The sequence below is a fragment of the Microbispora sp. H11081 genome (assembly GCF_012999535.1).
Classification (GTDB): Bacteria; Actinomycetota; Actinomycetes; order Streptosporangiales; family Streptosporangiaceae; genus Microbispora.
In genome coordinates this window covers 378,062-403,108 of the sequence record NZ_JABBWV010000003.1, presented here as the reverse complement: position 1 = coordinate 403,108, position 25,047 = coordinate 378,062, and the positions used below count along the sequence as shown (strand labels likewise).

25 protein-coding genes and 1 pseudogene are annotated in these 25,047 nt (G+C 73.8%); 13 read left to right on the top strand and 13 right to left on the bottom strand.

Annotated features, from left to right (window positions below; genetic code table 11):
- Positions 1-5 precede the first annotated feature (5 nt).
- Positions 6-749 (top strand): Mut7-C RNAse domain-containing protein, encoded by a 744-nt coding sequence (locus HHX31_RS11460; RefSeq protein ID WP_169947965.1) that lies wholly within the window; start codon positions 6-8, stop codon positions 747-749.
- On the opposite strand, the pseudogene HHX31_RS11455 reads toward HHX31_RS11460, so the two are convergent.
- A pseudogene (locus HHX31_RS11455) lies at positions 703-1,011 on the bottom strand (response regulator transcription factor); the annotation flags it as partial. The gene HHX31_RS11460 and the pseudogene HHX31_RS11455 overlap by 47 nt on opposite strands.
- Before the next feature lie 14 nt (positions 1,012-1,025).
- Here HHX31_RS11455 and HHX31_RS11450 point away from each other — a divergent pair.
- The 5 genes from HHX31_RS11450 to HHX31_RS11430 all read left to right on the top strand — a co-directional run bounded on the left by HHX31_RS11450 (position 1,026) and on the right by HHX31_RS11430 (position 4,885).
- A complete protein-coding gene (locus tag HHX31_RS11450; RefSeq protein ID WP_211589564.1) occupies positions 1,026-1,265 on the top strand; it encodes a hypothetical protein in 240 nt (79 codons plus the stop codon).
- 11 nt (positions 1,266-1,276) lie between these two features.
- Positions 1,277-1,495 (top strand): YlcI/YnfO family protein, encoded by a 219-nt coding sequence (locus tag HHX31_RS11445; protein WP_211589563.1) that lies wholly within the window; start codon positions 1,277-1,279, stop codon positions 1,493-1,495.
- A gap of 280 nt (positions 1,496-1,775) precedes the next feature.
- The gene (locus HHX31_RS11440) at positions 1,776-2,741 is read left to right on the top strand and encodes a pirin family protein (RefSeq protein ID WP_169947958.1); all 966 of its coding nucleotides are present in this window, start codon (positions 1,776-1,778) and stop codon (positions 2,739-2,741) included.
- A 40-nt stretch (positions 2,742-2,781) separates the two neighbouring features.
- Positions 2,782-3,705: a MerR family transcriptional regulator gene (locus HHX31_RS11435; RefSeq protein ID WP_169947956.1), complete on the top strand. Its 924-nt coding sequence runs from the start codon at positions 2,782-2,784 to the stop codon at positions 3,703-3,705.
- A 64-nt stretch (positions 3,706-3,769) separates the two neighbouring features.
- Entirely contained in the window at positions 3,770-4,885 is a 1,116-nt protein-coding gene (locus tag HHX31_RS11430) for a DUF6461 domain-containing protein (RefSeq protein ID WP_169947954.1), read from the top strand.
- A 16-nt stretch (positions 4,886-4,901) separates the two neighbouring features.
- Here the strand turns inward: HHX31_RS11430 and HHX31_RS11425 are convergent, their stop codons facing one another.
- The 10 genes from HHX31_RS11425 to HHX31_RS11380 all read right to left on the bottom strand — a co-directional run bounded on the left by HHX31_RS11425 (position 4,902) and on the right by HHX31_RS11380 (position 15,068).
- Entirely contained in the window at positions 4,902-5,507 is a 606-nt protein-coding gene (locus HHX31_RS11425) for a carboxymuconolactone decarboxylase family protein (RefSeq protein WP_169947952.1), read from the bottom strand.
- A 121-nt stretch (positions 5,508-5,628) separates the two neighbouring features.
- A complete protein-coding gene (locus tag HHX31_RS11420) occupies positions 5,629-6,591 on the bottom strand; it encodes a UDP-glucuronic acid decarboxylase family protein (protein ID WP_169947950.1) in 963 nt (320 codons plus the stop codon).
- On the bottom strand, positions 6,588-7,538 hold the full coding sequence (locus HHX31_RS11415; protein WP_169947948.1) for a glycosyltransferase family 9 protein: 951 nt from the start codon (positions 7,536-7,538) through the stop codon (positions 6,588-6,590). Before HHX31_RS11415 ends, HHX31_RS11420 begins: the two co-directional genes overlap by 4 nt.
- Entirely contained in the window at positions 7,529-8,209 is a 681-nt protein-coding gene (locus HHX31_RS11410) for an SDR family oxidoreductase (protein ID WP_169947946.1), read from the bottom strand. Before HHX31_RS11410 ends, HHX31_RS11415 begins: the two co-directional genes overlap by 10 nt.
- Positions 8,210-8,241: 32 nt before the next feature.
- Complete coding sequence (locus HHX31_RS11405; RefSeq protein ID WP_169947944.1) at positions 8,242-9,624, bottom strand: PfkB family carbohydrate kinase; 1,383 nt, start codon at positions 9,622-9,624, stop codon at positions 8,242-8,244.
- Positions 9,621-10,172: an SIS domain-containing protein gene (locus tag HHX31_RS11400; RefSeq protein WP_169947942.1), complete on the bottom strand. Its 552-nt coding sequence runs from the start codon at positions 10,170-10,172 to the stop codon at positions 9,621-9,623. The genes HHX31_RS11405 and HHX31_RS11400 overlap by 4 nt, the downstream gene beginning before the upstream one ends.
- Positions 10,173-10,175: 3 nt before the next feature.
- Positions 10,176-11,369 (bottom strand): glycosyltransferase, encoded by a 1,194-nt coding sequence (locus HHX31_RS11395; RefSeq protein WP_169947940.1) that lies wholly within the window; start codon positions 11,367-11,369, stop codon positions 10,176-10,178.
- Entirely contained in the window at positions 11,366-12,418 is a 1,053-nt protein-coding gene (locus tag HHX31_RS11390) for a glycosyltransferase family 9 protein (RefSeq protein WP_169947938.1), read from the bottom strand. Before HHX31_RS11390 ends, HHX31_RS11395 begins: the two co-directional genes overlap by 4 nt.
- The gene (locus tag HHX31_RS11385; protein WP_249345868.1) at positions 12,415-13,431 is read right to left on the bottom strand and encodes a glycosyltransferase family 2 protein; all 1,017 of its coding nucleotides are present in this window, start codon (positions 13,429-13,431) and stop codon (positions 12,415-12,417) included. The genes HHX31_RS11390 and HHX31_RS11385 overlap by 4 nt, the downstream gene beginning before the upstream one ends.
- Positions 13,428-15,068 (bottom strand): carbamoyltransferase C-terminal domain-containing protein, encoded by a 1,641-nt coding sequence (locus HHX31_RS11380; RefSeq protein ID WP_169947936.1) that lies wholly within the window; start codon positions 15,066-15,068, stop codon positions 13,428-13,430. The genes HHX31_RS11385 and HHX31_RS11380 overlap by 4 nt, the downstream gene beginning before the upstream one ends.
- Positions 15,069-15,254: 186 nt before the next feature.
- Between HHX31_RS11380 and HHX31_RS11375 the strand changes: the two genes are divergently transcribed.
- The 4 genes from HHX31_RS11375 (at position 15,255) to HHX31_RS11360 (ending at position 18,357) form a co-directional block, all read left to right on the top strand.
- Positions 15,255-15,815: an HAD-IIIA family hydrolase gene (locus HHX31_RS11375; protein ID WP_311931738.1), complete on the top strand. Its 561-nt coding sequence runs from the start codon at positions 15,255-15,257 to the stop codon at positions 15,813-15,815.
- Positions 15,816-15,889: 74 nt separating this feature from the next.
- Entirely contained in the window at positions 15,890-16,843 is a 954-nt protein-coding gene (locus HHX31_RS11370; RefSeq protein WP_169947934.1) for a glycosyltransferase, read from the top strand.
- 99 nt (positions 16,844-16,942) lie between these two features.
- The gene (locus HHX31_RS11365; protein WP_169947932.1) at positions 16,943-17,467 is read left to right on the top strand and encodes a DUF6789 family protein; all 525 of its coding nucleotides are present in this window, start codon (positions 16,943-16,945) and stop codon (positions 17,465-17,467) included.
- 236 nt (positions 17,468-17,703) lie between these two features.
- Positions 17,704-18,357, top strand: coding sequence for a DedA family protein (locus HHX31_RS11360; protein ID WP_169947930.1), 654 nt, complete (start codon positions 17,704-17,706; stop codon positions 18,355-18,357).
- Here the strand turns inward: HHX31_RS11360 and HHX31_RS11355 are convergent.
- On the bottom strand, positions 18,336-18,983 hold the full coding sequence (locus HHX31_RS11355) for a response regulator transcription factor (RefSeq protein ID WP_169947928.1): 648 nt from the start codon (positions 18,981-18,983) through the stop codon (positions 18,336-18,338). The genes HHX31_RS11360 and HHX31_RS11355 overlap by 22 nt on opposite strands.
- Positions 18,971-20,209, bottom strand: coding sequence for a histidine kinase (locus tag HHX31_RS34240; protein ID WP_311931737.1), 1,239 nt, complete (start codon positions 20,207-20,209; stop codon positions 18,971-18,973). The genes HHX31_RS11355 and HHX31_RS34240 overlap by 13 nt, the downstream gene beginning before the upstream one ends.
- A 140-nt stretch (positions 20,210-20,349) precedes the next feature.
- Here HHX31_RS34240 and HHX31_RS11345 point away from each other — a divergent pair, with 140 nt between their 5' ends.
- The 3 genes from HHX31_RS11345 to HHX31_RS11335 all read left to right on the top strand — a co-directional run bounded on the left by HHX31_RS11345 (position 20,350) and on the right by HHX31_RS11335 (position 25,025).
- On the top strand, positions 20,350-21,093 hold the full coding sequence (locus HHX31_RS11345) for an ABC transporter ATP-binding protein (protein WP_169947926.1): 744 nt from the start codon (positions 20,350-20,352) through the stop codon (positions 21,091-21,093).
- Positions 21,087-23,465, top strand: coding sequence for an ABC transporter permease (locus HHX31_RS11340; RefSeq protein ID WP_169947924.1), 2,379 nt, complete (start codon positions 21,087-21,089; stop codon positions 23,463-23,465). The genes HHX31_RS11345 and HHX31_RS11340 overlap by 7 nt, the downstream gene beginning before the upstream one ends.
- Positions 23,466-23,702: 237 nt before the next feature.
- Complete coding sequence (locus HHX31_RS11335; protein ID WP_169947922.1) at positions 23,703-25,025, top strand: HAMP domain-containing sensor histidine kinase; 1,323 nt, start codon at positions 23,703-23,705, stop codon at positions 25,023-25,025.
- Positions 25,026-25,047: the final 22 nt, after the last annotated feature.

Here is a 25,047-nt window from a genome sequence, read left to right as displayed (position 1 = left end):
AGGGCATGCGGGTGTACGCGCGCTTCTCACCCGAGCTGTGGATCTTCCTCGCGCCGCGCGACCGGCGGCCCGAGGTGCTCCTGCCGTACGACGGGACGTCCTCGCTCGGCCACGTGATCGAGTCGGCCGGTGTTCCGCTGACGGAGGTCGGCGGCCTCCTGGCGGGAGGCCGCCCGGTCGGCCCCTCGTACCGGCCGGGGCCGGACGAGGTGGTGGAGGTGCCGCCGGTGCGCCGCCCTCAGCGGGTGGCGCGCCCGGCGTTCCTCCTGGACGTCCACCTGGGCACGCTCGCCCGGCGGCTGCGCCTCGTCGGCCTCGACACCGCCTATCACAACGACAGGGACGACGACGCGCTGATCGAGCAGGCCAACGCCGAGGGCCGGGTGCTGCTCACGCAGGACCGGGGCATCCTGCGCCGCCGGTCGCTGCGGCTCGGCGCGTACGTGCGCGGGGCAAGGCCGGACGACCAGATGCTCGACGTGCTCGACCGCTTCCGGCCGCCGCTGGCCCCGTGGACCCGGTGCCCGGCCTGCAACGGACGGCTCGCCCCGGTCGGCAAGGCCGAGGTGGAGGACGCGCTGGAACCCGGCACCCGGCGCAGCTACGACGAGTTCGCCCGCTGCCTCGCCTGCGGCCGGGTCTACTGGCACGGCGCGCACGGCGGCAGCCTGGCGGCCGTCGTCGAGCGCGCCCGCCGCGCGGTCAGTGCCGCGCGTCGTGCGCCAGCAGGGCGAGCTGGATCCGGTTGAGCAGGCCGAGCCTGGCGAGCGCGCTGGACACGTGCGCCTTGACCGCGCCCACCGACATGTACAGCCGCTGGGCTATCTCCGCGTTGGACAACCCGTCCGCGACGGCGTACGCCACCTCGCGCTCCCGGTCCGACAGCACCGAGAGCCGGTCGCGCGCCTGCTGGGCGCGGGTGGCTCCGCCCCCGGTCACGTGGGCGATCAGGCCGCGGGTCACCTCGGGAGACAGCACCGGCTCCCCCGCGGCGGCCCTGCGCACCGCCTCCTCCGCAGCCGGAGTTGCTGCTTTTCAGACATCCCCACCTGGGGATCGACGACATCAAGGACGTCTGGGCGAACGATCCGCTGTTCTATCCGGCCAAGCCACCCGCACACTGGTTGATGTGCGGTGAGGTGTCCGGCCGGGTGCTGATGGTGCCGCTGGCACCAGCCCGCAGCGGCGACCCGCGCCGTTGCCGTCCGATCGGCTGCTATGAGGCCGCTCCGGGCCTCGCGAACCAATACCGGAGGGATCGATGAGCGATACACCGATGACTTCTGACGAGGAGTACGAGTTCTACGCCCAGCCGGAGAACCAGGAACCACAGGGCCCAGCCCGGCGCCGTACTGCCCGGCTCTCAACGATCGTGCCGGTCCGCTTCCCACCCGAGTTGCTGGCCGAGGTACGCCGTCGCGCCGAGGCCGACGACCGGTCGCTGTCCTCATGGATCCGGCGCGCGGTCGAGCACGAGCTACGTGACTCCGCCTGACCAACGCGGATCCCGACCAAGGCCGGCGGCGCGGGCTTCGACGATGGCATGAGATCGGCCGGGCACCTGGACCACCGGCCGGCCATCGCCTCTTCGACCTCGACGCCATTCGTGGAGCAGCATCCGGCCGGCCGTGCCCGGGGAAGACGGCGCCCGGACGCGGCGGCGATGGGCCGGGCCGTTCCCGGGACGTGAGCCGACCCCGCCGTTCCGGGGGAATGCCCGGCGGTCCTCCGTGGTTGCAAGGCGACGCAAGTTGAACTTTCAATCAGGAGGGGCCATGCCCGCCGTCACCGCCGACACCCTGACACTGCCGCGCGTCGCCGTACCCGATCCGGCCCTCGCGGGACCGCGCCCCGTCCGGTCGGTGACGACCGCCCCCAGCGGCTTCGAGGGCGAGGGCTTCCCCGTACGCCGCGCCTTCGCCGGCGTGCCGCAGTCCCTGCTGGACCCGTTCATCCACATGGACCAGATGGGCGAGGTGGAGTACGCCCCGGGCGAGCCGAAGGGCACCCCGTGGCACCCGCACCGCGGCTTCGAGACCGTCACCTACATCATCGACGGCGTCTTCGAGCACCAGGACTCCAACGGAGGCGGCGGCACCATCACCAACGGCGACACCCAGTGGATGACCGCGGGCTCCGGGCTGCTCCACATCGAGAAGCCCCCGGAGCACCTGGTGGTCTCGGGCGGGCTGTTCCACGGCATCCAGCTGTGGGTCAACCTTCCCCGCGCGCACAAGTTCCACCTGCCGCGTTACCAGGACATCCGGGGGCGGGAGGCGGCGCTGCTCGCCTCCGCCGACGGCGGCGCGCTGCTGCGGGTGATCGCCGGTGAGCTCGACGGGCACGCGGGCCCGGGCGTCACGTTCACCCCGATCACGATGGTGCACGCGACGGTCAGCCCCGGCGCACGGCTGGACCTGCCGTGGAACCCGGGCTTCAACGCCCTCGCCTACGTGCTGGCCGGTCAGGGCACCGTGGGCGCCGAGCGGCGGCCCGTGCGCAAGGGACAGCTCGCCGTCTTCGGCCCCGGCGGGTCGCTGACCCTCGCGGCGGACACCGCCCAGCCTCAGGCCGAGCCCGATCTGGAGGTGCTGCTGCTCGGCGGACAGCCGATCCGCGAGCCGATCGCGCACTACGGCCCGTTCGTGATGAACACCCGCGCCGAGATCATCCAGGCCATGGAGGACTACCAGGCGGGACGCCTCGGCGTCATCCCCGCCGAGCGGGTCCCCCACACCTGAGGGTTGAGTCTCCCGTAGGAGGAGACGCGAAGGTGGGGGCATGGACGGCGGCACGCTCTACCCGATCGGGGAACTGGCCCGGCGGACCGGACTGACGGTCAAGGCCGTGCGGTTCTACTCCGACCGCGGGATCGTGCCGCCCACCGGCCGCAGCCCGGCCGGCTACCGCCTCTACGACACCGGCGCCGTCGCCCGCCTCGCCCTCGTACGCACGCTGCGCGACCTGGGGCTCGGCCTGCCCACGATCCGGAAGGTCGTGGACGGGGAGCTCTCCCTGGACCAGGTCGCGGCGGCGCACGCCGAGGCGCTGGCGGTGCAGATCCGGGTGCTGCGCCTGCGGCGCGCGGTGTCGACGGCGGTGGCACGGCGCGGCTCCACCCCCGAGGAGACGGATCTCATGCACAGACTGGCCAGGCTCACCGAGGACGAGCGGCGGCGACTGACCGGCGACTTCCTCGACTCCGTCTTCGGCGGGCTGGACGCGGGCCTGGCGGGAATCAGGCGCACGATGACCCCCGAGCTACCGGACGACCCGGAGGACGAGCAGATCGAGGCATGGATCGAGCTCGCCGAGATGGTCCGCGACCCGGAGTTCGGCCGGCTCACGCGGCGTATGGCGGAGCAGCACCTGGCCGACCGCGCCCACGTGGACGGCCCGCGCCCGGACGCCGTCGCGATCGTCCGCGACCAGGTCGCCCCCGCGCTGGCCGCGGGCGTCGGCAGCGCCTCACCGCGGGCCGATGCGATCATCGCTACCGTCACCGCGCGGTACGCCGCCCTCGTCGGCCGGCCGGACGACACCGCCCTCCGCAGCCGGCTGCTCACCGTGCTGGAGACCGCCGCCGACCCGCGCCGCCAGACTTACCTCCGGCTGCTCGCGGTGGTCAACGGCTGGCCGCCCCCGCACGACCCCACCCCCGCCCTCACCTGGTTCACCGACGCCCTGCGCACACGCACGTCGTGAGACGCGCCCCGGTTCCTCCTGCGAAGATCGCTCCGACATGTCCCCGTGCTCCGGAGTGCCCGCAATGACCGATGGCAGCTCAGTCCCCGCCGAGGTGTTCTCCCACTACCGGGAGCTGCTGCGGGCGGAGCCATGGCTGGAGACGGCCGCCTGCTGGACGGTCGTCGTCCCGCACGACCGCCGGCCGTTCTCCGTCGCCGACATCGGATCCAGGGTCAGTGGTGGAAGGCCGCACGACGTGCACGAGGCCGCCCCGCTGGATGCGCTCCCCTACTACGACGGGGTCCATCCGATGTCGGCGGCGCCCGCGGGCTCGGCCGTGCTGCTGTTCGAGAACAACGGCTTCCTGGGCAGCCTGCCCGAGGTCCTGCGCCGGCTCAGCCGTGACGGGCGGGCGTGCGGCGTCTACTGGAACGTGGAGGGGAACAACCGCCTCAGCTACGCGGCCGACGGACGGGTGCTGGTCTCCCTCGACGCGATGTTCAGCGAGGAATGGGACGACGACGACTTCGCGGTCCTGGAGCCGGAGTTGCGGGTCATGACCGAGTTGGTCGCCGAGAACGAGGACGACTGGCAGGCCGCCGCGATGACCGTGGTCGAGTTGGTGACGGGGGTGCGGCTCACCACGGAATGGCTGTCCGGGGAGCATCCCTACCTCACCTTCCAGTGGCCCGTGGCGACGGAGCCGCCCTCGCCCGAGGAACTCGCCGCACACCGGGACGACCCGGAGACGAAGCTGAGAGCCGCGGTGCGTGCGGCGCCGCAGGCGCGGCAGTTCGCCGCCCTCGCGCACCTGGCGGAGGTGCTCGCCGCCAGGTTCCGCCTGGGCGAGTTCCCCGTCGTACGGCATGTCCTGACCGACCTCGCGTCCGGGCGGCGTGGCGGGGAGCACCGGGCCGGGGAGCTGCGTGAGCGGCTCGTGGCGCCGCTGGCCCAGGAGTTCCACGACTGCGACGACGACAGCGAGGACGACATGGCGTTCGAGCAGGACCCGGCGTGGCAGCGGATGCAGGCGGGAGTCGCCCTGGAGATCGCGGCGCGGGGTCCGGTGGACCCCGCGCTCGAGTTCGAGATCCCGCACGTGTTCGACGCCTACCACCACGCCGGTCTGGCCCTGGGCTGCGACTGGCCCTCGGTGCGAAAGACCGTCAGGGAGATCCTGACCAGCACGGACGACTGAACACCGGCGCCGGTGGCTACGCCTCGTCCCCGGCGTCGTCGATCGGGCGGCCGAACGTGACCGCGTCGCGTACGGCCGCCGGCAAGGTGGAGCGGAGGGGCGCGTCGGGGCGCAGCCCGAGCGCGTCGTTGACGGTCGAGAACGCCATGCGAAGAGCCACGAACGCGGTGATCGTGAAGATCTGCGGATCGTCGAACCCCGCGTCGCGCAACTCCTGCACGTCCGCTGCGGTGGTGCCGTTGGGGTCGCGCGCCACCTTGCGGGCCCACGCGGCCAGCGCCCGTTCGCTCTCGCTCAGGCCGTCGTCGACGCCTGTCAGCACTCCGGCGGCGGTCTGCGCGTCGCTCATCTCGGCCAGCCTGTTTCCCCACATGAGCGAGCAGTAGGAGTCGCCGAACGCCGACGCGCACGCGGTGACGAGGACGGCACGCTGACGCGGGCTGAGGTGATTCCCCGCGTTCACCTGCCGCTGCAGGTCGAACAGCCCGGCCATCGTGGCCGGCTGATAGGCCCACAGGCGTGATGTGCTCATCACGTAGCCCAACTCGGCGACGTCCTCGTCGAAGATCTGCCGCGCCTCGTCGGTGTCATCCGGGACACTGAGAAAACCGATCCTGTCCATGGTCTCTTCTCCACCGCTCGCCGGGTTTTCCGCACCCCCAGCGTCGCCGCTCGCGGCCTCCGGCGCAGCCCTTCGATGAGACGGTGATGAGACGGGAATGAACCGAGCCCGGCGGCGGTGGTCAGGAGGCGGCGGAACAGGACAGGTTCAGCTCCTTCTCGAACCAGTCGATGGTGCGTCGCAGGCCCGTGACGGGGTCGACGCGCGGACGCCAGCCGAGCCGCTCCTCCGCGAGCGTGGTGTCGGGACGCCGCACCGCGGGGTCGTCGACGGGCCGTTCGACGAAACGGACCGGGGACGACGAGCCCGCCAGGTCGCGGATCGTCTCCGCCAGCGCCGCCATCGACATCTCCGCCGGGTTGCCGATGTTCACCGGCCCGGCGAAGTCGCTGTCGGCGAGCGCGAGCACGCCGTCGATCGTGTCGTCCACGTAGCAGATCGACCGCGTCTGGGTGCCGTCGCCGGTCACCGTGATCGGCTCGCCCAGCAGCGCCTGCCGGATGAACGTGGGGATCGCCCGGCCGTCGTAGGGCCGCATCCGCGGGCCGTACGTGTTGAAGATCCGCACGATCGCGGTGTCGGTCCCGCGCGAGTTGCGGTAGGCCGTGGTCAGCGACTCTGCGAAGCGTTTGGCCTCGTCGTAGACGCTGCGCGGGCCGACCGGGTTGACGTTGCCCCAGTACGTCTCCTTCTGCGGGTGCTCCAGCGGGTCGCCGTACACCTCGCTGGTGGAGGCGAGGACGAGCCGCGCGCCCTTCTCGGCGGCGAGTCCGAGGGCGTGCAGCGTGCCCATGCTGCCGACCTTCAGGGTCTCGATCGGATGACGCAGATAGTCGGCGGGCGACGCGGCCGAGGCGAAGTGGAGCACCAGGTCGACCTGACCCGGCACGTGGACGAACCCGGTGAGGTCGCACTCCACGAGCCGGAACGCCGGCCGTCCGATCAGGTGCTCCACGTTGCGCGGCGACCCGGTGAGGAAGTTGTCCAGGCAGACGACCGCCGCACCGCGTCCCAGCAACCGCTCGCACAGGTAGGAGCCGAGGAATCCGGCCCCTCCGGTGACCACGACACGGGACCCCTTCACCGCACCCCCACCCCTCGCACCCTCGCGACCGCGTCGAGCACCTCGGTCACTCCGATTTCGAGCAGTCCCTCCGACGGCCGGTCGCCGTGGGGGTCGCCCCTGCGCCCGGTCCACAGCGCGATGTGCGGGCCGCCCTGCGGCGGTCCCCACAGCGCGGGCGGCACCGGGCCGTACAGGATGACCGCGGGCGTGCCGACCGCGACGGCCAGGTGCGCCACGCCCGTGTCCCCACAGATGACCAGCGCGGCGTGCGCGGTCAGCGCGGCCAGCTCGGCCAGGTTCGTACGGCCGGCCAGCACGGACTCCTCCGGCAGGCCGGCGAGCTGGGCGACGTGCCGTGCGAGCGCGACCTCGGTGACGCCGCCGGTGACGACGACCCGGTGACCCCGCCGGGCCAGCTCGGCCGCGACGTGTGCGAAGCGGTCCGGCGGCCACTGCCGGGACGGGAACGCCGCACCCGGATGGATGACCACCTCGCCGCCCGCGGCGAGCGGGCTGTGCCCGGGGTCGGCGATAGCGAGGTCCAGGGGGTCGGCCGGGATGCCGTACCACTCGAGCAGCGAGCACCACCGCCGCCTCTCGTGCGTCTCCGGCTCCCACGCCGGCCCTTCGGAGCCGGGCACCAGGTGGTGGGTGTGCGTGAGCAGGCGGCCGGGCCGGGTGCGGCGCAGCGCCTGGATGCTCTCCGGGCCGCTGCCGTGCAGGTTGACCGCGACCTCGGGCGACTCGTACGGCACCGGGCCCGGGCCGGACACGTCGAGCACCTCGTCGACGCCGCCGATCAGCGGGAGGAGACCGCCGAGGTAGGCCGGGGTGGCCAGCACGAAGCGGTGCCCCGGATACGCCCGGCGCAGCGCCCGCAGCGCCGGCACCGAGGTCAGCAGGTCGCCGAGCCCGAGCCCGCGCAGGGCGAGCAGGACCGGTCTTCGCGGATCCTCTAGGGCCATGACGTCTCCGTGGAGGCGCACACGACCAGCTCTCTGACCTCGCAGCCCCGCGGCTGGCCGAGCGCGAACAGGATCGCCGAGGCGACGTCCTCCGGCTGGTTGAGGCGGGCGTCGGGGCCGGGCTTGTACTGGTCTGGCCGGTCGTCGAAGAAGTTCGTCCGCATGCCGCCGGGGATCAGCAGGGTCACCCCCACCTGCCCGGCCAGCTCGGCCGCCAGGGCCCGGGTGAAGCCGACGACGCCGAACTTGGACGCGCAGTAGGCCGTCGCGTGGCTGAGCGCGCGCACCCCGAGCGTGGAGGCGACGGTGACGACCTTGCCGCCGGACTCGCGCAGGTGCGGCAGGGCCGCCCTGACGACCGCCGCGGTCCCGAGCAGGTTGACCGCGATCACCCGTTCCCACTGGTCGGCGGGCACGTCCTCCAGCCGGCCGCAGGCGTCGATGCCCGCCGCCGTCACGACACCGTCGAGCCCGCCCGCCCGCTCCGCGAGCTCGCGCACGGCCCGCTCGGCCTGGTCCCTGTCGGCCAGGTCGGCGCGTACGTGGTCGAACCCGCCGTCCGGCTCGTTGACGTCGACGACCAGCGGCCGGCCGCCGGCCTTGGCGACCGCCGTCGCGGTGGCGCGGCCCAGCCCGGACGCACCCCCGGTGATCAGTACGTTTCCCACCATCGAGGTCAATCCCTTTCGATAAGCGGCCGATGTCACGAAGCGGCCTGAGCGGCGGCGATGAGGCCGGTGGTGGAGTAGCCGGGCACGGTCGGCAGGATGACGACCTCCCCGCCGCTCCTGCGCACGGCCTCGGCCTCGGGCATCGACCGCTCGTCGTAGTCGCCGCCCTTCACCCACACGTCCGGGCACAGACGCTCGATGACCCGCGAGGGCGTGTCCTCGTCGAAGACCGTCACAGCGTCCACGCAGCCGAGCGCGCGCAGCACCTCGACCCGGTCGAGTTCGCTCACCAACGGCCTGCCCGGGCCCTTGAGCCGCCGGATGGAGTCGTCGGAGTTCACGCAGACCACCAGTGCGTCGCCTAACGCCCTGGCCCGTCGCAGCAGGCTCACGTGCCCGGCGTGCAGCAGGTCGAAGCACCCGCCGGTCGCGATCAGGCGGCCCCCGGCGGCGCGTACGGCGGCGGCCACCTCGAAGGCGGACGCGCCGGGCGCGAACGGCGCCGGCGACTCGGCGGCCGGGCGCGGCAGCCGAAGCCCGGCGGCCCCGCCCTCCGCGACGAACCTGGTGGCCTCGCCGACCGCGCGGGCGACGGCGTCCTCGGTCGACGCGCCGTCCGCCAGGGCGAGCGCCGCCGCCGCGGCGAAGCGGTCGCCCGCGCCGCAGGCGTCCGTGCCCGGCGCCGTGTGCGGCACCGGGACCGGCCCGAACCTGCCGCCGCGGCGGGCCAGCATCGCGCCGCGCTCCCCCAGCGTGATCGCGACGGCCTCCGCGTCGAGATCGCGCACCAGCCTGCGGGCGGTGCGCTCAGGCGAGACGTACGGCTCCCCGCACATGCCGCGAGCCTCCGCCTCGCTGGGCGTGACCAGCGCGCATCCCGGCACGGGCAGCGACCCCCGGGGATGGGGGTCCCACACAAGGGGCACGTCGAGGCCGCGCAGCGGCTCACGCAGCAGGTCGGCCACGCCGCGCCCGTAGTCGGCGACCAGGACCGCGCTCGCCGAGGCGAGGGCGTCGGCCGCTCGGCCGAACGCGGAGGCATCGGCCGCCCGGCCCGGCCGCCCCATCGCCCGCCCGTCTCCGGTGTCGATCCTGACCAGCGTCTGCCCGCGGGCGCGGACCCGCGTCTTGCGCACGGTCGCGCCCCGCAGCGGCAGCCGCACGATCTCCACGGTGGGCGACAGCAGGCCCGTCAGGCACCGGCCGGAGTGGTCGTCGCCCACGGCGGTGACCAGCACCACCGGGGTGCCGTCGCGGGCGGCCAGCAGCGCCGCGAGACCCGCCCCGCCCGGCCGGTGGTGCTCCGCCTGTCCCTCCACGACCGGGACGGGAGCGTCCGGGCACAGCCGGTCGGCCGTCCCCTCGACGTCGACGTCGAGCAGGGAGTCTCCGACGATGACGAGTGGTCCGCTCACACGACCGCCTTCTCGATCACGTCACAGAGCATGTGGATCACCGTGAGATGCACCTCCTGGATGGTCGCGGTGTCGTCCGCGGGCACGGTCAGGGCCTCGTCGCACACCTCGGCCAGCGGGTTCGGGCCCGGGCCCGTCAGCGCCCAGGTCGTGAGGCCGCACTGGCGCCCCGCCTCGGCCGCCTCGGTCACGTTGCGGCTCGTCCCGCTGGTCGACAGGCACAGCAGCACGTCGCCTGGCCTGCCGTGCGCCCGCACCTGCCGCGCGTACAGCTCCGCCAGGCCGAAGTCGTTGCCGATGGCGGTCAGCGACGAGGTGTCCCCGTGCAGCGGGATCGCGGCGTACGGCCGGCGGTCGGCGCGGTAGCGCCCGACGAGCTCCGCCGTCAGGTGCTGCGCCTCGGCGGCGGAGCCGCCGTTCCCGCACGCGAGCAGCCGCCCGCCGCCGACGAGCACCGCTGCGAGCTTGTAACCCCAGGCGTGGATCTTCGGCGTCTCCGTGTCCACCGCCGTCAGCGCGGTGCTCAGCCGGGCCAGATGAGGATGCATCGCTCAGCCTTCCGCGGCGGCGAGCGCGCCCAGGCGCCCGCCGGCCAGGTTTCGGTAGACGGACTCGGTCTGCTCGGCGATCCCGGGCCAGCCGTAGCGGGCCCTGGCCCACCGGACCCCCGCGGCCGACAGCGCGGCCCGCAGGCCGGGCCTGGTCAGCAGGTCGGCGAGCGCGCGGGACAGCGCGCGCGGCCGCCGGGGCGGCACGAGCACACCGCGTTCCGCGACGGTGTCGAGATGGCCGCCGACCGCCGAGGCGATCACCGGCACCCCGCAGGCCATGGCCTCCACGGGCACGATGCCGAACGGCTCGTACCACGGCACGGTGACCAGCACGTCGGCCGAGCGCATGAGGCCCGGCACCTCCGCCCTGCGCACGCTGCCGATCAGCCGGACCCGGTCGCCCAGGCCGAGATCGCGGGCCAGCGTGCGCAGCCGCACGCTCTCCTCGTCGCCAGGGTCGCCGCCCGCGATGACGAGCTCGGCGCGCGGCACCTGCCGCAGGGCCCTGACGACGGTGTCCACCCCCTTGCGCGGCACCAGGCGGCCGATGCTCAGCACCCTCGGCCGGTCGCCGCGGGGGAACGCGGGACCGTCGGGCCGGAACAGGCCGAGGTCGACGCCGCACGGCACGACCGCGATCCGGTCGCGCGGCACGCCCATCGCGACGAGCTCGCGCACCTCGTCGGAGCAGGTGGCGACGACCGCGACCGCACGGCGGCCGATGTCGCGCTCGATCGCGATCCGGCTCGGCGGGCTGGTGTCGGCCTCGCCCTGCCAGCGCCGCTTCACCGTGCCGAGCGCGTGGTAGGTCTGCACGACCGGAATCCCGAGCGGCTCCGCCGCCGTCAGCGTGGCGAGGCCGCTCATCCAGAAGTGCGCGTGCGCCACGTCGGGCGGCTCGGTCTTCCACGCACGGGCCAGGTGGGCGCCGAACTCCGCCATGTACGGCAGCAGTTCGTCCTTGGGCAGCGGCTCCGCCGGGCCGGCCGGCACGTGCTCGACGGTGACGCCCGGGGCCATGGGCACGGCGCACGGCTGGCCGGGGCAGGTGCGCCGCGTGTGCACGACGACGTCGTTGCCCCGCTCGGCCAGAGCCAGGGCCAGCGCCGCGACGTGCACGTTCTGCCCGCCCGCGTCCACACCGCCGAGGGCCGCCAGCGGGCTGGCGTGCTCGGAGATGAGGGCGATCCTCATGGCACCCCCTCCTTCACCGCCGCGCCCAGCGTCACCCGCGCCGCGGCGAGGCCGCGTACGGCGTCCACGACCTGCTCGCCGCCGACCGCCGTCAGGCACGGATGGCCGGGCACGGGGCAGATCCGCGCCCTGCTCCCCCGGCACGGCGCGTCCTGGTCGCCGAGCACCACCGTGGGCACGCCGTACGGCGCCCACCTGGCGGCGGGCACGACCGGCGCGAACAGGCTGACCACGGGCGTGCCGACCGCGGCCGCGAGGTGGGCGGGCCCGGTGTTGGCGGCCACCACGGCGGACGCCCCGGCCAGCACGGCGGCGAGCTCCCCGAACGTGGTCGCCCCGCCGAGATCGAGGGCGGGGCCGGAGACCAGCGCGGTCAGCGCCCGCTCCCCCGGGCTGCCGGTGACGACGACCCGCTCCCCCGCGGCCAGCAGCGCCTCGACCGCCCCGGCCCACCGCTCGGCGGGCCAGGCCCTGGCCGGCGCGGTCGTGCCGGGGTGCACGACCACGTAGCCGGGCGGGCCGGTGAGGTGCTCCACGTCCGGCAGCGGCCCGCGTACGGCGAGCCGCCCGTCGTCGCCCGGCGGCAGGTCGAAGCCGGCCGCGCGGGCGAGACCGAGCATCCGCTCCGGCTCGGGCACGTCCACGCCCTCGTCCACCACGTGCCGCACGTCGAGCAGGGAGCCGGGGTAGTCCTCGCTGATCGCGGCGATCCGCGGCACCCCGGCCAGCCGCAACAGCAGGGCCGTCGGCAGCGCCGACTGGTGGAAGGACGTGAAGATCACGGCCACGTCCGGGCCGACGGCGCGGACCTGCTCCACCAGGCGGGCCGCGTGGTCGGAGGTCATCGGCGGCCGGTCCGGGTCGATCCACGGGGCGCGCCACTCCAGGACGCGGTCGACGCCGGGCAGCAGTCGCGCCGCGGCCTTGCCGTACGGACCGGCGAGCATGACGACCTCTCGCGCCCCCGCGGCGACGGCGCGCACGGCGGGCCCCGCGAGCAGGACGTCGCCCGCGTTGTCGGGCCGCACCACCAGGGCGGTCCCGATCACGGGCGCCGCCCCGTCCGGACCGCGATCTCGCCCCTGATCCGGTGGGCGCAGGCCATCGGTGGGATGACCACGCTGGTCACGGCCATGCGCAGGATCTCCTCCGGGGTGCGCGGGCCAGGGGCGACGCGCGCCCAGGCGAACTCGGCGGCGAGGCCGAGCCACCCGAGCCCCGCGACGGCGGCGAGCCGCCTCCCGCGGCCCCCGGTGACGGCCAGCGTGAGCGCGAGCAGGCCCATGCCGGTGGTGACGGCGTGCCGCCCGAGCCTGCCGGGGTGGCCGCCGATCGCCGCCCGCCAGTCGCGGCCGTGCGCCCAGCGCATGAGCGCGTCCGACGCGTTGCCGCGCTGGAAACGCACGCTGGACCAGAAGCCGTCGTCGCGCACCGGATGACGGGTCAGCCGCTCCCCCTTGACCAGCGAGAACCCGGCGCGCTCCATCCGCAGCGCGAGGTCGGCGTCCTCGCGGTACGCCCCGGGGAAACGCTCGTCGAACCCGCCGGTCGCCTCCAGGGCGGTCCTGCGGTACGCCATGTCGGCGGTGATCCAGTCCGCGCCGGCCAGGCCGGCGGTGTTGCGCTCGGCGTCGGTGGGGCGGCGGCCCTCGGGCAGCGGCGCCTCCAGCCGCCCCTGGCTGCCGCCGACGTTCCCGGGCAGGCGGGCGAGGTCCTCCGCCAGCGCGCGGGCCCAGCCGGGGCCGGGCACCACGTCGTCGTCGAGGAACACCACCCACGGCGTCGTCGCGGCCCGCCACCCGGCGTTGCGCGCGGCGGCGGGCCCCCGGCCGCCCGACCTGAGCACGCGTACGCGATCGGGGACCGGCAGCGGCTCCCGGCCGCTCCGCCCCGACCTGTCGTCCACCACGATCACCTCGGGTCCCGGCTCCACGGCGGCGACCGTGGCGGCCAGGCTCGGCCGGCCGATCGTGGGGATGACGACCGTCACGGCCGCTCCCGTCTCCCGGTGCGGCTCCCCGGTGGGAGCCGTGTTCTTCTCCCGGGTCATCTCAGCCGTCATCCGGCGAACACCGCCCCCCTGCGTACGACGTATGGACCGAGGACGAGCACGTCCACCGGGGCGGAGCCGAAGCACTCCAGCGCGTCGCGGGGGTCGTCGACCATGGGACGGCCGGCCGTGTTGAGGCTCGTGTTGACCACCACGGGCAGCCCGGTGCGGGCCTCGAACTCCTCGAGCAGCCGGGCCAGCAGCGGGTCTCGCCCGCGTTCGACGCTCTGGATCCTGGCCGTGCCGTCGACGTGCACGACCGCGGGGATCCGGTCGCGCCACTCCGGCCGCACGTCGTGGACGAACAGCATGTAGGGACTCGGCATCGGGCCCCTGCCGAAGATCGAGGAGGCGCGTTCCGCGAGCACCATCGGGGCGATCGGGCGGAACTGCTCGCGGCCCTTCACGTCGTTGAGCCGCTCGGTGTTGCGGGGGTTGCCGGGGTGGGCGAGCAGCGACCGGCGGCCGAGGGCGCGGGGGCCGTACTCGGCGCGTCCCTGGAACCAGGCGATCACGCGGTCGGCGGCGAGTTCGGCGGCGACGGTCGCGGCGAGGTCGGCGGGGCGCTCGTACGGCACCCGCGCCACGTCGAGCCACGCGCCCAGTTCCTCGTCGCTCCAGCCGCGGCCGAGGTCGGCGCCGGGCATCGGGGCGACGGGGTCGCCGCTCGCCTGCGCGAGATGCAGCGCTCCCCCGAGCGCGGTGCCCGAGTCGCCCGCCGCGGGCTGCACCCACACCTCCTCGAACGGGCCCTCCGCGAACAACCGGGTGTTGGCCACGCAGTTGAGCGCCACGCCTCCCGCCATCGTGAGATACCGGGCGCCGGTCCGCTCGTGCAGCCATTTAGCGAGGTCGAGCAGCACCTCCTCCAGGCGGATCTGGACGCTCGCGGCGAGGTCGGCGTGGTCGCGCGTCCACTTCTCGCCCTTGCCGAGCGCCTTGGCGTGGACGTTCCAGTCGATCGGCTCGACCCGGAAGCCCCCGTCGCCCGTCGGGTAGATCAGCTCGCGCATCTCGCGCAGGAAGCGCGGCTCGCCGTAGGAGGCGAGGGCCATCACCTTGTACTCGTCGCTCGACCTGAGGAAGCCGAGGTGCTCGGTGAGGTCCTCGTACATGAGCCCGAGGGAGTGCGGCAGCGCCTGGCTCGCGAGGATGGTCAGCTCGCCGTCCCGGTAGTGCCCGGCGAGGTGCGAGACGGCCTCGCCGCGGCCGTCGCAGACCAGCACCGCCGACTCGCGGTACGGCGCGGCCAGCCCGGCCGACGCGGCGTGCGCGATGTGGTGGGGGACGAACCGCACCTGGGCGGAGTCGAGACCCGGCAGCGCGGTGGCCAGGAAGTGCGGCGCGCGACGGGCGAAACCGGTGCGCAGGTCCTCCCAGCGCTCGTCCTGGCCCGGGCCCCCGGGCACCACGAGCGCGGGATCGTAGGAGTAGGCGACGCCGTCGAGGTCCTCCGGCCGCAGTCCGGCCTGTTCGAGGCACCACGCGGCGGCCAGTTCGGGCAGTTCCCAGGCGGAGAACGGGACGGGACGTTTGCCGTGCTTGCGACGGCTGAAGCGCTCCTCCTCCGCTGCGGCGATCACCTGACCATCCACGACCAGCGCGGCGGCCGGATCATGGAAGATCGCGTTTATCCCCAAGAACCGCATCGGTTTCCCTCCGTTGCGCAGTGGAGGTCTGGTTACCGAGAGAAGCGCTCCTAAACACTGCTTTATGGAGAACTCGACGTGAATGGGTGATGCACTCAATAATTGCTACTCTGTGTAACTAACACCCGGTGTTTGCCTCTTTGTCCCCGGGGTAGCCCGGCGGGCGATTCGCACTGGAGGTCGCCCGTGCACGATCCCGTCCGCAGGCCCGCCGCGGTGCTCTTCGACCGTGACGGAACGCTCATCATCGACGTCCCGTACAACTCCGATCCCGAGCGCGTCGAGCCCGTCCCGGGGGCCGGGGAGGCGCTCGCGCGGCTCCGCGCGGCGGGCATCGCGATCGGGGTCGTGACCAACCAGTCGGGAGTGGCCAAGGGCCTCATCGCCCCGGATGCCCTCCAGGCCGTGAACGACCGGGTGGACGCCCTGCTCGGCCCGTTCGACGTGTGGGAGGTCTGCCCGCACGACGACGGCCACCGCTGCGACTGCCGCAAACCCGCGCCCGGCCTCGTGCTGCGCGCGGCCCGGCGGCTCGGCGTTCCTCCCGAGGACTGCGTGGTGATCGGCGACATCGGCAGGGACATGGCGGCGGCCCGCGCCGCCGGCGCGAGAGGCATCCTCGTGCCGACCCCGGTGACGCTGCCCGAGGAGGTGGCGGCCGCCCCCGAGGTGGCGGCCGACCTCACCGCCGCCGTCGACCTGGTGCTCGGGGGAGTTCAGCTCACAGCTGAGGATGAGGGGGCATGACCGGGGCAGGTGGGTGAGGCGGCAGGAGGCGCGGTGTTGCGAGGTCTGCAGGACGAGGGACGGGGAGCGACGCGATGAAGATCATGGTCTGGCATGTCCACGGCTCGTGGACCACCTCCTTCGTGCACGGGGAGCACGAATATCTGGTGCCGCTGACCCCCGACCGAGGCCCCGACGGGCGCGGCCGGGCCGCCACCTATCCCTGGCCCGCCGGCGCCCGGGAGGTCCCGTACGACCGGTTCGCCGCCGAGGACGTCGACCTGGTCGTCTACCAGCGGCCGCACGAGATCGACCTGGCCCGCGAATGGCTGGGGCGCGAGGTGCCGGGCGTCTACGTCGAGCACAACACCCCGGCGGGGGACGTGCCCAGGACCCGCCACCCGCTGGCCGGCCGGGACGACATCCCGGTCGTCCACGTCACCCACTTCAACGACCTGTTCTGGGACTGCGGCAGCGCGCCGACCCACGTGATCGAGCACGGCGTGGTCGACCCCGGCCACCTGTACACGGGCGAACTGGCCCGCGCCGGCGTGGTCGTCAACGAGCCGATCAGGCGCTGGCGGGTCGCGGGCACCGACCTGCTGCCCACGTTCGCCGCCACGGCCCCGCTCGACGTGTTCGGCATGAAGGTGACGAACCTGCCGTCCAAGCTCGGCCTGGACCGGGAGATGGTCACCTTCGAGGACCTCCCCCAGGCCGCCATGCACGCCGAGCTGGCCAGACGGCGGGTCTACCTGCACCCCTACCGCTGGACCTCGCTCGGCCTGTCGCTCATCGAGGCCATGATGATCGGCATGCCGATCGTCGCGCTCGCCACCACCGAGGCTGTGGAGGCGGTGCCGCCGGAGGCCGGGATCGTCTCCACCAAGCTGCCCACCCTGCTGCGCGCCCTCGACCGGTTCGCCAACGAGCCCGAGCTCGCCGTACAGGCAGGCAAGGCGGCCCGCGCCGCCGCGCTGGCCCGCTACAACCTCGACCGCTTCCTCACAGACTGGGACAACCTGCTCACTACGATCGTCCCGAAATGACCGCTCATGGGCTGGCCGCGCCATACCTGCCTTGATTGTTTACCGAGAACGGGGCACCGCGAGGGCGGGTGATCCAGCGGGGGTGGGAAGAGGCTCCACATGATGCGCAACCTGGTGAACGGCGCCGTCGGCGGCGCGCTCGCGACGGCCGTGTACAGCGCGATGCTGATGGCGGCGGACAGGGCCGGCGTGCTGGAGGAGCCGCCGCCGCGGCGGTTCGCGCGGCTGACCTTTCCCGGGCGTGAGAAGCCCAGGAGGGGCGAGAACGTGCTCGGGACGATCGCGCACTTCGCGTTCGGCTCCTCCTGCGGCTCCGTGCTCGGCCTGCTGTCGGCCGGTCAGCGGGTGCCCGTGCCGATCGGCACGGCGTACGGGTTGCTGGTGTGGTACTTCGGCTGCCAGGGGATGGCGCCGAGCATCGGCGTGCACCCGCCCGTTCCGAAGGACCGCGTGGGACGCCAGGCCGCGCTGCTGGCGGGACACCTGCTCTGGGGCACCGCGCTCGCCCTCGCCCTCAACCGGCTGCGGACCACGGAGAAGGCGCTGACCGCCGAGCTCACGCCCCGCGTACGCGAGCAGGTCCGGCGCGTCATGCCCGCCCCCCAACCGGTCTCCGCACGCTGATCCCGCCCGCGCCTCCCGTCACCAGACCCTGACTTCCGGACAGTTCGGGCGACCAAAGTAGGGGGTGACGCCCGTCGTTCGTCCGATGTGCCGTGATCCGCGCGGCGCCTACCTTCATGGCGTCGGCCCTGATCCCCGTACGGGATCGTTCCGCGTCCGATCCGGGACATCCCGGATGTCCCCGATGCTCCCGGGCCGACACCGTGTACGGGTGTCCAACGATCGGAGTCCTGCTGATGTCGCACGCCGTCCTCGACCTGGTTCAGCAGGTGATGTCGTCGCCCTGGTTGTACGTGGCGCTGTTCGCCCTGGCACTGCTCGACGGGTTCTTCCCTGTCGTGCCGGCGGAGACCTCGGTGATCACCGCCGGGGTGTTCGCCGCGTCGGGCGAGACCAACCTGGCCCTGGTCATCGTGGTGGCGGCTCTCGGCGCGTGCGCGGGTGACCACGTCTCCTACCTGATCGGCTACCGGTCGGGGGGCAGGGTGCGGGAGAAGAAGCCGTTCGTCTGGGCGCGGAACGCGCTGGCCGAGCGGGGCGGCCTCGTCCTGGTCGTGGCCAGGTACATCCCCGGCGGGCGCACCGCGACCACGCTCACCATGGGCGCCGTACGGCATCCGCTGCGCTCGTTCACGCTCTTCGACGTGATCGCGGCGGCCTCGTGGGCGGTGTACTCAGGGCTGATCGGCTTCTTCGGCGGGATGGCGTTCGAGAACGACCCGATCAAGGGCCTGCTCCTCGGCCTCGGCATCGTGTTGTCGATCACCCTGGTCGTCGAGCTGGTGAGATGGATCAGGAAACGAGGCGCAGTCCAGCGACGTCTGCCTGATCCCGCCGTCACGGCTCGCGCCCAGGCGCCGGCCCCCGCTCACGCGGCGGCGCGCAGGTAGGCGAGGACGGCGAGCACCCGCCGGTGGTCGTCGGCGTCCGGAGGCAGGTCGAGCTTGGCGAGGATGCTCGCGATGTGCTTGGCGACTGCCGCGTCTGAGACGAACAGCGCCCGCGCGATCGCGGCGTTGGAGCGGCCCTCCGCGACCAGGGAGAGGACCTCGCGCTCGCGCGGCGTGAGCCGGGCCAGCGGGTCGCCTCGCCCCCGCAGCAGTTGCCGGACCACCTCCGGGTCGATCACCGTGCCGCCGCCCGCGACCGTCGTCACCGCGGCGGCGAACTGCGCGACGTCACCGATCCGGTCCTTCAGCAGGTAGCCGACGCCGCCGGCGCCCGCCTGGTCGAGCAACTCGGCGGCGTAGGTCTGCTCGACGTACTGGCTGAGCACGAGCACCGGCAGGTACGGCCGCGCCGCCCGCAACTCCAGCACGGCCCGCAGCCCCTCGTCACTGAAGCAGGGGGGCATGCGCACATCCGCGATCACGATGTCCGGCGCCTGCTCGGCGACGGCCGCGACCAGCGCGGGCGCGTCGCCCACCGCGGCGGCGACGTCGTGCCCGAAGCGTTCCAGCAGGCCGGCCAGTCCCTCCCGGAGCAGCACCGAGTCCTCGGCGATCACCACGCGCACGGGATCTCCGTCCTGACCTTCGTCGGGCCGCCCCGGGGGCTCTCGACGCCGAGCGTGCCCTCGACGGCCGCCACCCGGTCGGCGAGCCCGGTCAGACCGGTGCCGAGCCCGGGGTCCGCTCCCCCCTGCCCGTCGTCGGCGACCTCCAGCACGAGCATGCCCCGGCGCAGCCGTCCGCGCACCACACAGGATTTCGCGCCGCTGTGCTTGGCCACGTTCGCCAGCGTCTCGCAGACGACGTAGTAGGCCGCCGCCTCCACCCTGGCCGGCAGCCGCCGGTCCAGCGCGATGTCCACCCGCACGGGCACCGGCGACCTTCCGGCGACGTCGCGTACGGCGGCGGGCAGCCCGCGGTCGGCGAGCACCTGCGGATGGACCCCGCGGATCAGCTCGCGCAGCTCCTCGAGCGCCTGCCCGGCCAGCTCACGGGCCTCCTCGATCCGCAGGGCCGCGGGCGAGCCCGGCGGAAGGTCGAGCCCGGCGAGGCCGAGCTTCATCGACAGCGCCACCAGTCGCTGCTGCGCGCCGTCGTGCAGGTCGCGCTCGATGCGGCGGCGCTCGGCCTCATGGGCGTCCACCAGCCGCGCCCGGGACCGTGCGATCTCGCGTGTCTCGGCCTCCTGCGGGACGAGCATCGCCCGCGCCATCGCCGCCCTGGCGCCCGTCCAGGCGCTGATGACGTACGCGGCCACGGGCACCAGCAGCAGTCCGGCCGCCGTGCCGACGAAGGTCTCCCCCAGTGTGGCCTCGCCCTCGGGGCTGATCGGCTGTACGACCGGAGAAAGGATCAGCACGGCCGGCCCGGCGATCGCGACCACCGCCACCAGCAGGTCCACCCAGCCGAGCACGATCAGCGCCACCAGGGCGTGCCCCGCTTCCCGCCACCCCGGCCACCTGCCGCCCCGCGGCCCGCGCACCGGCTGCCGGTCCGCGAGCCGCAGCCGCCAGCGCTCGAACCAGGCCACGGGCACCAGCAGCGCGGAGGCCACCAGGGCGGCCGCCGGCACGGCGGTGATCGCGCCCGCGACGCCGCCCGCCGCGCGCGCCGACGACAGCACGGTGGCGAACGCGAACGCCGGCACGATCCCGGCCAGCAGGAACGCCAGGGAACGCCAGGGCCAGGCCGAGGTCAGGAAACGCCCAGGCGGCCCGGCGAGCGCGTCCAGCGCGGTCCGCGGCGCGAGGGCGGCGGGAGGGACGGCGGGGACGAGGATGGGGGCGGCCACGGCTCCGACGCTAACCGCTGGACGCGCCGGTGTCGGTAGTGCTGGGAATACCTTCGGTCCTCGCCCCAGCGCCAATGCCACGCGGGCCCGCCGCAGGTTGGCTGAACGGCATGACTCCAACCGACATGACGCCAACCGACATGACACGGACGACCGGGCAGGTGGTCATGCTCGACTCGATCCGCATGGTGTACGGCACCGGGCCGGGCGCGGTGACCGCTCTCGACGGCGTGAGCCTCGGCTTCGGCGAGGGGACGTTCACGGCCGTGATGGGGCCGTCGGGCTCCGGCAAGTCCACACTGCTGCACTGCGCCGCCGGGCTCGACCGGCCGGCGTCCGGGACCGTGCTGATCGAAGGCACCGACCTCGGCTCTCTGGACGAGAGGGCGCTCACCCTGCTGCGCCAGAGCCGGGTCGGCTTCGTCTTCCAGGACTACAACCTGGTCGACGCGCTCACCGCCGAGGAGAACGTGACTCTGCCCCTGCGCCTGGCCGGCCGCCGCGCCTCTCCCGCCTCGGTGCGCGACGCGCTGGCAGAGGTCGGCCTCGCGCACCGGGCCGGGCATCGGCCCGCCGAACTGTCCGGCGGCGAACGGCAGCGGGTGGCGATCGCCCGCACACTGATCACCCGTCCCGCCGTGCTCTTCGCCGACGAGCCGACCGGCGCGCTCGACAGTGCCGCGTCCCGCAGGGTCATGGAACTGCTGCGCGGGCTCGTGGACGCCCGCGGACAGACCGTTGTCATGGTCACCCACGACCCCGCCGCCGCGGCGTACGCGGACCGGGTCGTGCTGCTGGCGGACGGCCGGCTCGCCGGGGAGCTGAGCCGGTCGAGCGCCGCCGACATCGCCTCGCGCGTGGCCCTGCTTGAGGAGACATGTTGAGCCTCGCCCTGCTGCGCTCCCTGCTCCGTGGCCGGAGGACGGGACTCGTGGGCGGTTTCGTCGCGCTCTGCCTCGGCACCGTCATCCTCTCCGCCACAGCGCTGCTGCTGACCTCCGCGGGCCCGCGCGTGCCCGAGCGGTACGCCGCCGCGCCCCTGCTCGTACGCGGCCCCGGCACACCCGGCGAGGAGAACGGCTTCAGGGAGAACCGGCCCTGGTCCCCCGAGACCGCCGAGTCGCTGGTCCGCGCGCTGGCCTCCGTGCCCGGTGTCGCGGCGGCCGTACCCGATCGCGCCTTCCACGCCCAGGCCGTCGTCGGCGGCAGGCCCGCGGGCGCGCACGAGGCCCGGAGCTGGAGCGTCGCCGCGCTGGCGGCGCATCGGCTGGTGGCCGGCCGGGAGCCGGTCCGCGCCGGAGAGGTGGTGCTCGACCGCGCGCTCGGGCTCGTGCCGGGCTCGCCCGTCACGCTGCTGACGGCGCGCGGACCGGCGCCGTACACGGTCACCGGCCTCACCGACGGCCCCGGGCCGTACGTGTCGGACGGCGAGGCCGGGCGGCTCGGGGGAGGCGTCCGGGTCATCGGGCTGCTGACCAGGCCGGGAGCCCCTCCCGCCGCGCTGCGGGCCGCCGTGTCGCGTGCCGTACGCGAGGTCGTCGGCGAGGCAGGACAGGTGCTCGCGGGAGCGGGCCGGGCGGCGGCGGAATCCGCCGGCGACGCCCGCACCCGCTGGATCGGAATGCAGGTGCTGACCGCGATGGCGCTGCTCGGCGGCTTCGTGTCCGTGTTCCTGGTGGCGTCCACCTTCGCGTTCCGGGTGCACCAGCGGCGCCGTGAGTTCGCTCTGCTGCGGACGGCCGGCGCCACCCCGCGTCAGGTCGGGCTGATCGTGTACGGCGAGGCCCTCGCCGTCGGCGTGGTCGCGGCCACGGCCGGGACCCTGCTGGGGGCCGCCGTCGCGCCCGGGGTGGGCGAGGTGCTCGTATCGGCGGGCATCGAGCCCTCGTCGTTCGGCGTGCGGTTCACGCCGTGGCCGCTCGCGGGGGCGGTCGCGGCCGGGATCGCGGCGGCCCTGCTCGGCGCGTGGTCGGCGGCACGCCGGGCCGCCCGGGTCCGTCCCCTGGAGGCACTGCGCGAGCACGCCGCGGGCGGCGGGCCCATGACGCGGACCCGGTGGATCACCGGGGCCCTGGCCGTGACCGGCGGCCTGTCCATGGCGGTGGCGAGCGGTTCCGCCCGGGAGGACGCCCTGGTGAACGACGTCCTGCTCGCCGCGATGGCGCTGATAGCCGGGCTCACGCTGCTCGCGCCGGTCGTCCTGCCACCGCTCGTCCGCGCCTTGTCCTGGGCCCTCATGTGGCCGAAGGGCCGATCGGCGGTGGGCATGCTGGCCGCGCGCGGCGCGGCGACGGCCGTGCGGCGCACGGCCGCCACCGCGGCCCCGGTGCTGCTCACGGTCGGTTTCGCCGTGCTCGTCACCGGCATGGTGCGCACGACCGCCGCGGCGTACACCGTGGAGGGAGCCGCGGGCGGCGCGACCGCGGTGCTCGTGCCCGACGCCGCTCCGGGCCTCTCGGACGCGGCGCTGCGGGCGGCCTCGGCCACCACGGCCCCGCTTCCCACCACCGTGTACGGCGACAGCCCGCTCACCGCGCTGGGCGACTCCGGTGGTGAACTGGACGGCGACGCGATGTCGGTCGCCGGGTCGACCGCGCGGGACCACGGCTGGCGGACGGGGGACCGCGTGCCGATCACCTTCGAGGACGGCCGGACCGTGCGCCTGCGGATCGCGGCGATCCTGGCCGATGCTCCGGCGGAGGTGCTGGTCTCCAGGGACATGGTCCGCGCCCACGACCCGTCGGCGCTGACCCCCGAGGCGTACGTGTCCGGGCCGCCCGGACGTGCCTTCCCCGGCCTGGGGGCGAAGACGGTGAGCGTCGCCGACCGCGCGGCCGGCGAGCAGGCGGAGGAGGACCGGCTGGTCTGGCTGTTCACGCTCCTGCTGGTCGGGGTCTCGGCCGGTTACGCCGGCCTCGCCATCGTCAACACGCAGGTCATGGCGGCGTCGGCGCGGGTCCGCGATGTCGTGGTCCTGCGCCTGGCCGGCGCGACACGGCGGCAGGCGATCGCGGCGATCGCCGCCGAGGCGGCTCTCGTCACGGGGACGGGCGCCGTGCTCGGCTTCGCGGTGGCCCTTCCCGCACTGCTGGGAATGCGCGCCGGATTGGCGCAGATGGCCGGGGATTCCGTCCCTCTGCTCGTGCCCTGGCCGGCCGTGGCGGCGATCGTCGGCCTGTGTCTCGTCCTGGCGACCACATCCAGCGCTTTTTTCACAATCGCCACTTTGGCCAATGGATCCAAATCGCGGAGATAAAGAAATCAAGGCGCTCTACCAGGGCGGATGCATGATCAGGCAAAGATACCGCCAACCCTTCACCCCGAAATCGCAACGTTTGTGATCCAAAACGGCTTGGCGACGCCGATTCGGGATATCGCTTATTAACCTTTTTTTCCTGTGCATTGCAATACGGACGGCAAGGGAGGGCTCATGGCGGGTCGGCGCATGCCCAACGCTTTACGCCCAAGCTCGATCCAAGCGCGAACCGCCCTGATGAGCGCGATCATCTCCCTGGTCGTCCTGACCGTCATCGGAGCCGGTATCGACATCGCCATCCGGAACCGCATCCACAGCCACCTCTTCATGGACACCCAGCGGGTGGCCACCGACTGGATCGCCTCGATGGGCCCCAACGGCATCCCCGCGCCGCCGGCCACGCACAAGGATCTCGTGCAACTCGTCGACTCCGGCAACCGGGTGATCACCGCCAGCCGGGCAGGAAGCGGAAAAGCCCCTCTGACCTCCCCCTTTCCCGCCGGCCAGGACCGCCTGCAGTACCGGATCGAGTGCCAGGACAAGGGCAGGTGCGTGGTGCTCACCGCCGTACGGGTCCTGCCGGTGCAGTCCCGCCTGTTCTGGAACGGCGAGCCGCACGCCGTCTACGCGGGGAGGGCCGAGCCCGGCCTCCTGGCCACCCGGCGGCTGGAACTGTTCACCGCGATCGGAGTGCTGTTGATGACGGCGGGATGGACCTGGGCGAGCTGGCGCCTCGCGGGGCGCACGCTGCGTCCGGTCAGAGAGATTCGAGAGAAGGTAACAGAGATCACCGTGCGCGACCTCAGCCTGCGGGTCCCCCAGCCGTCCGGCCGTGACGAGATCGCCGAGCTCGCCCGCGCCTCCAACAACTTCCTCGAACGCCTCGACACGTCCGTGCGCCAGCAGCGGCACTTCGCCTCGATGGTCTCCCACGAGCTGCGGACCCCGCTCGCCGGGCTGCGCACCCAGCTGGAGGAGGCCCTGCTCTACCGCGAGGAGACCGACCCGTACGAGACCATCCGGACGGCAGTGCGTACGACCGAGCGATGCCAGGCGATCATCGACGAGATGCTCACCGTCGCCCGCGTCCGCACGGCCGCGTTGACAGAACCCGAGCGGGTCGACCTCGGGACGCTCGCGCAGGAGGAGGCCGCCGCCCGCACCGGCGGCGTGCCCGTGCGGACCGTGGTCAAGGGCGACGTGACCGTGCTCGGCAACCGGATCCAGCTGTGCGGCGTGCTGACCAACCTGCTGGTGAACGCCCAGCGGCACGCGTACAGCGAGGTGGAGGTCACGGTCGAGCGGTCCGGCGACGAGGCGGTCGTCACCGTGCTCGACGACGGCGACGGCATCGCACCGGAGGATCGCGAGCGGGTCTTCGAGCCGTTCGTCCGGCTGAAGGACGGGCGCCGTCGCGACCCGAAGGGGACGGGGCTGGGCCTCGCCCTCTGCCGCATAACGGCGGACGCCCACCACGGGACCCTGCGGGTAGAGGACTCCCCCCGCGGCGCCCGCTTCGTCCTACGTCTCCCCCTCCCCGCAACCCCCTCACCGCGGTGATCTTGTAGTTTGTCGCAGAGAC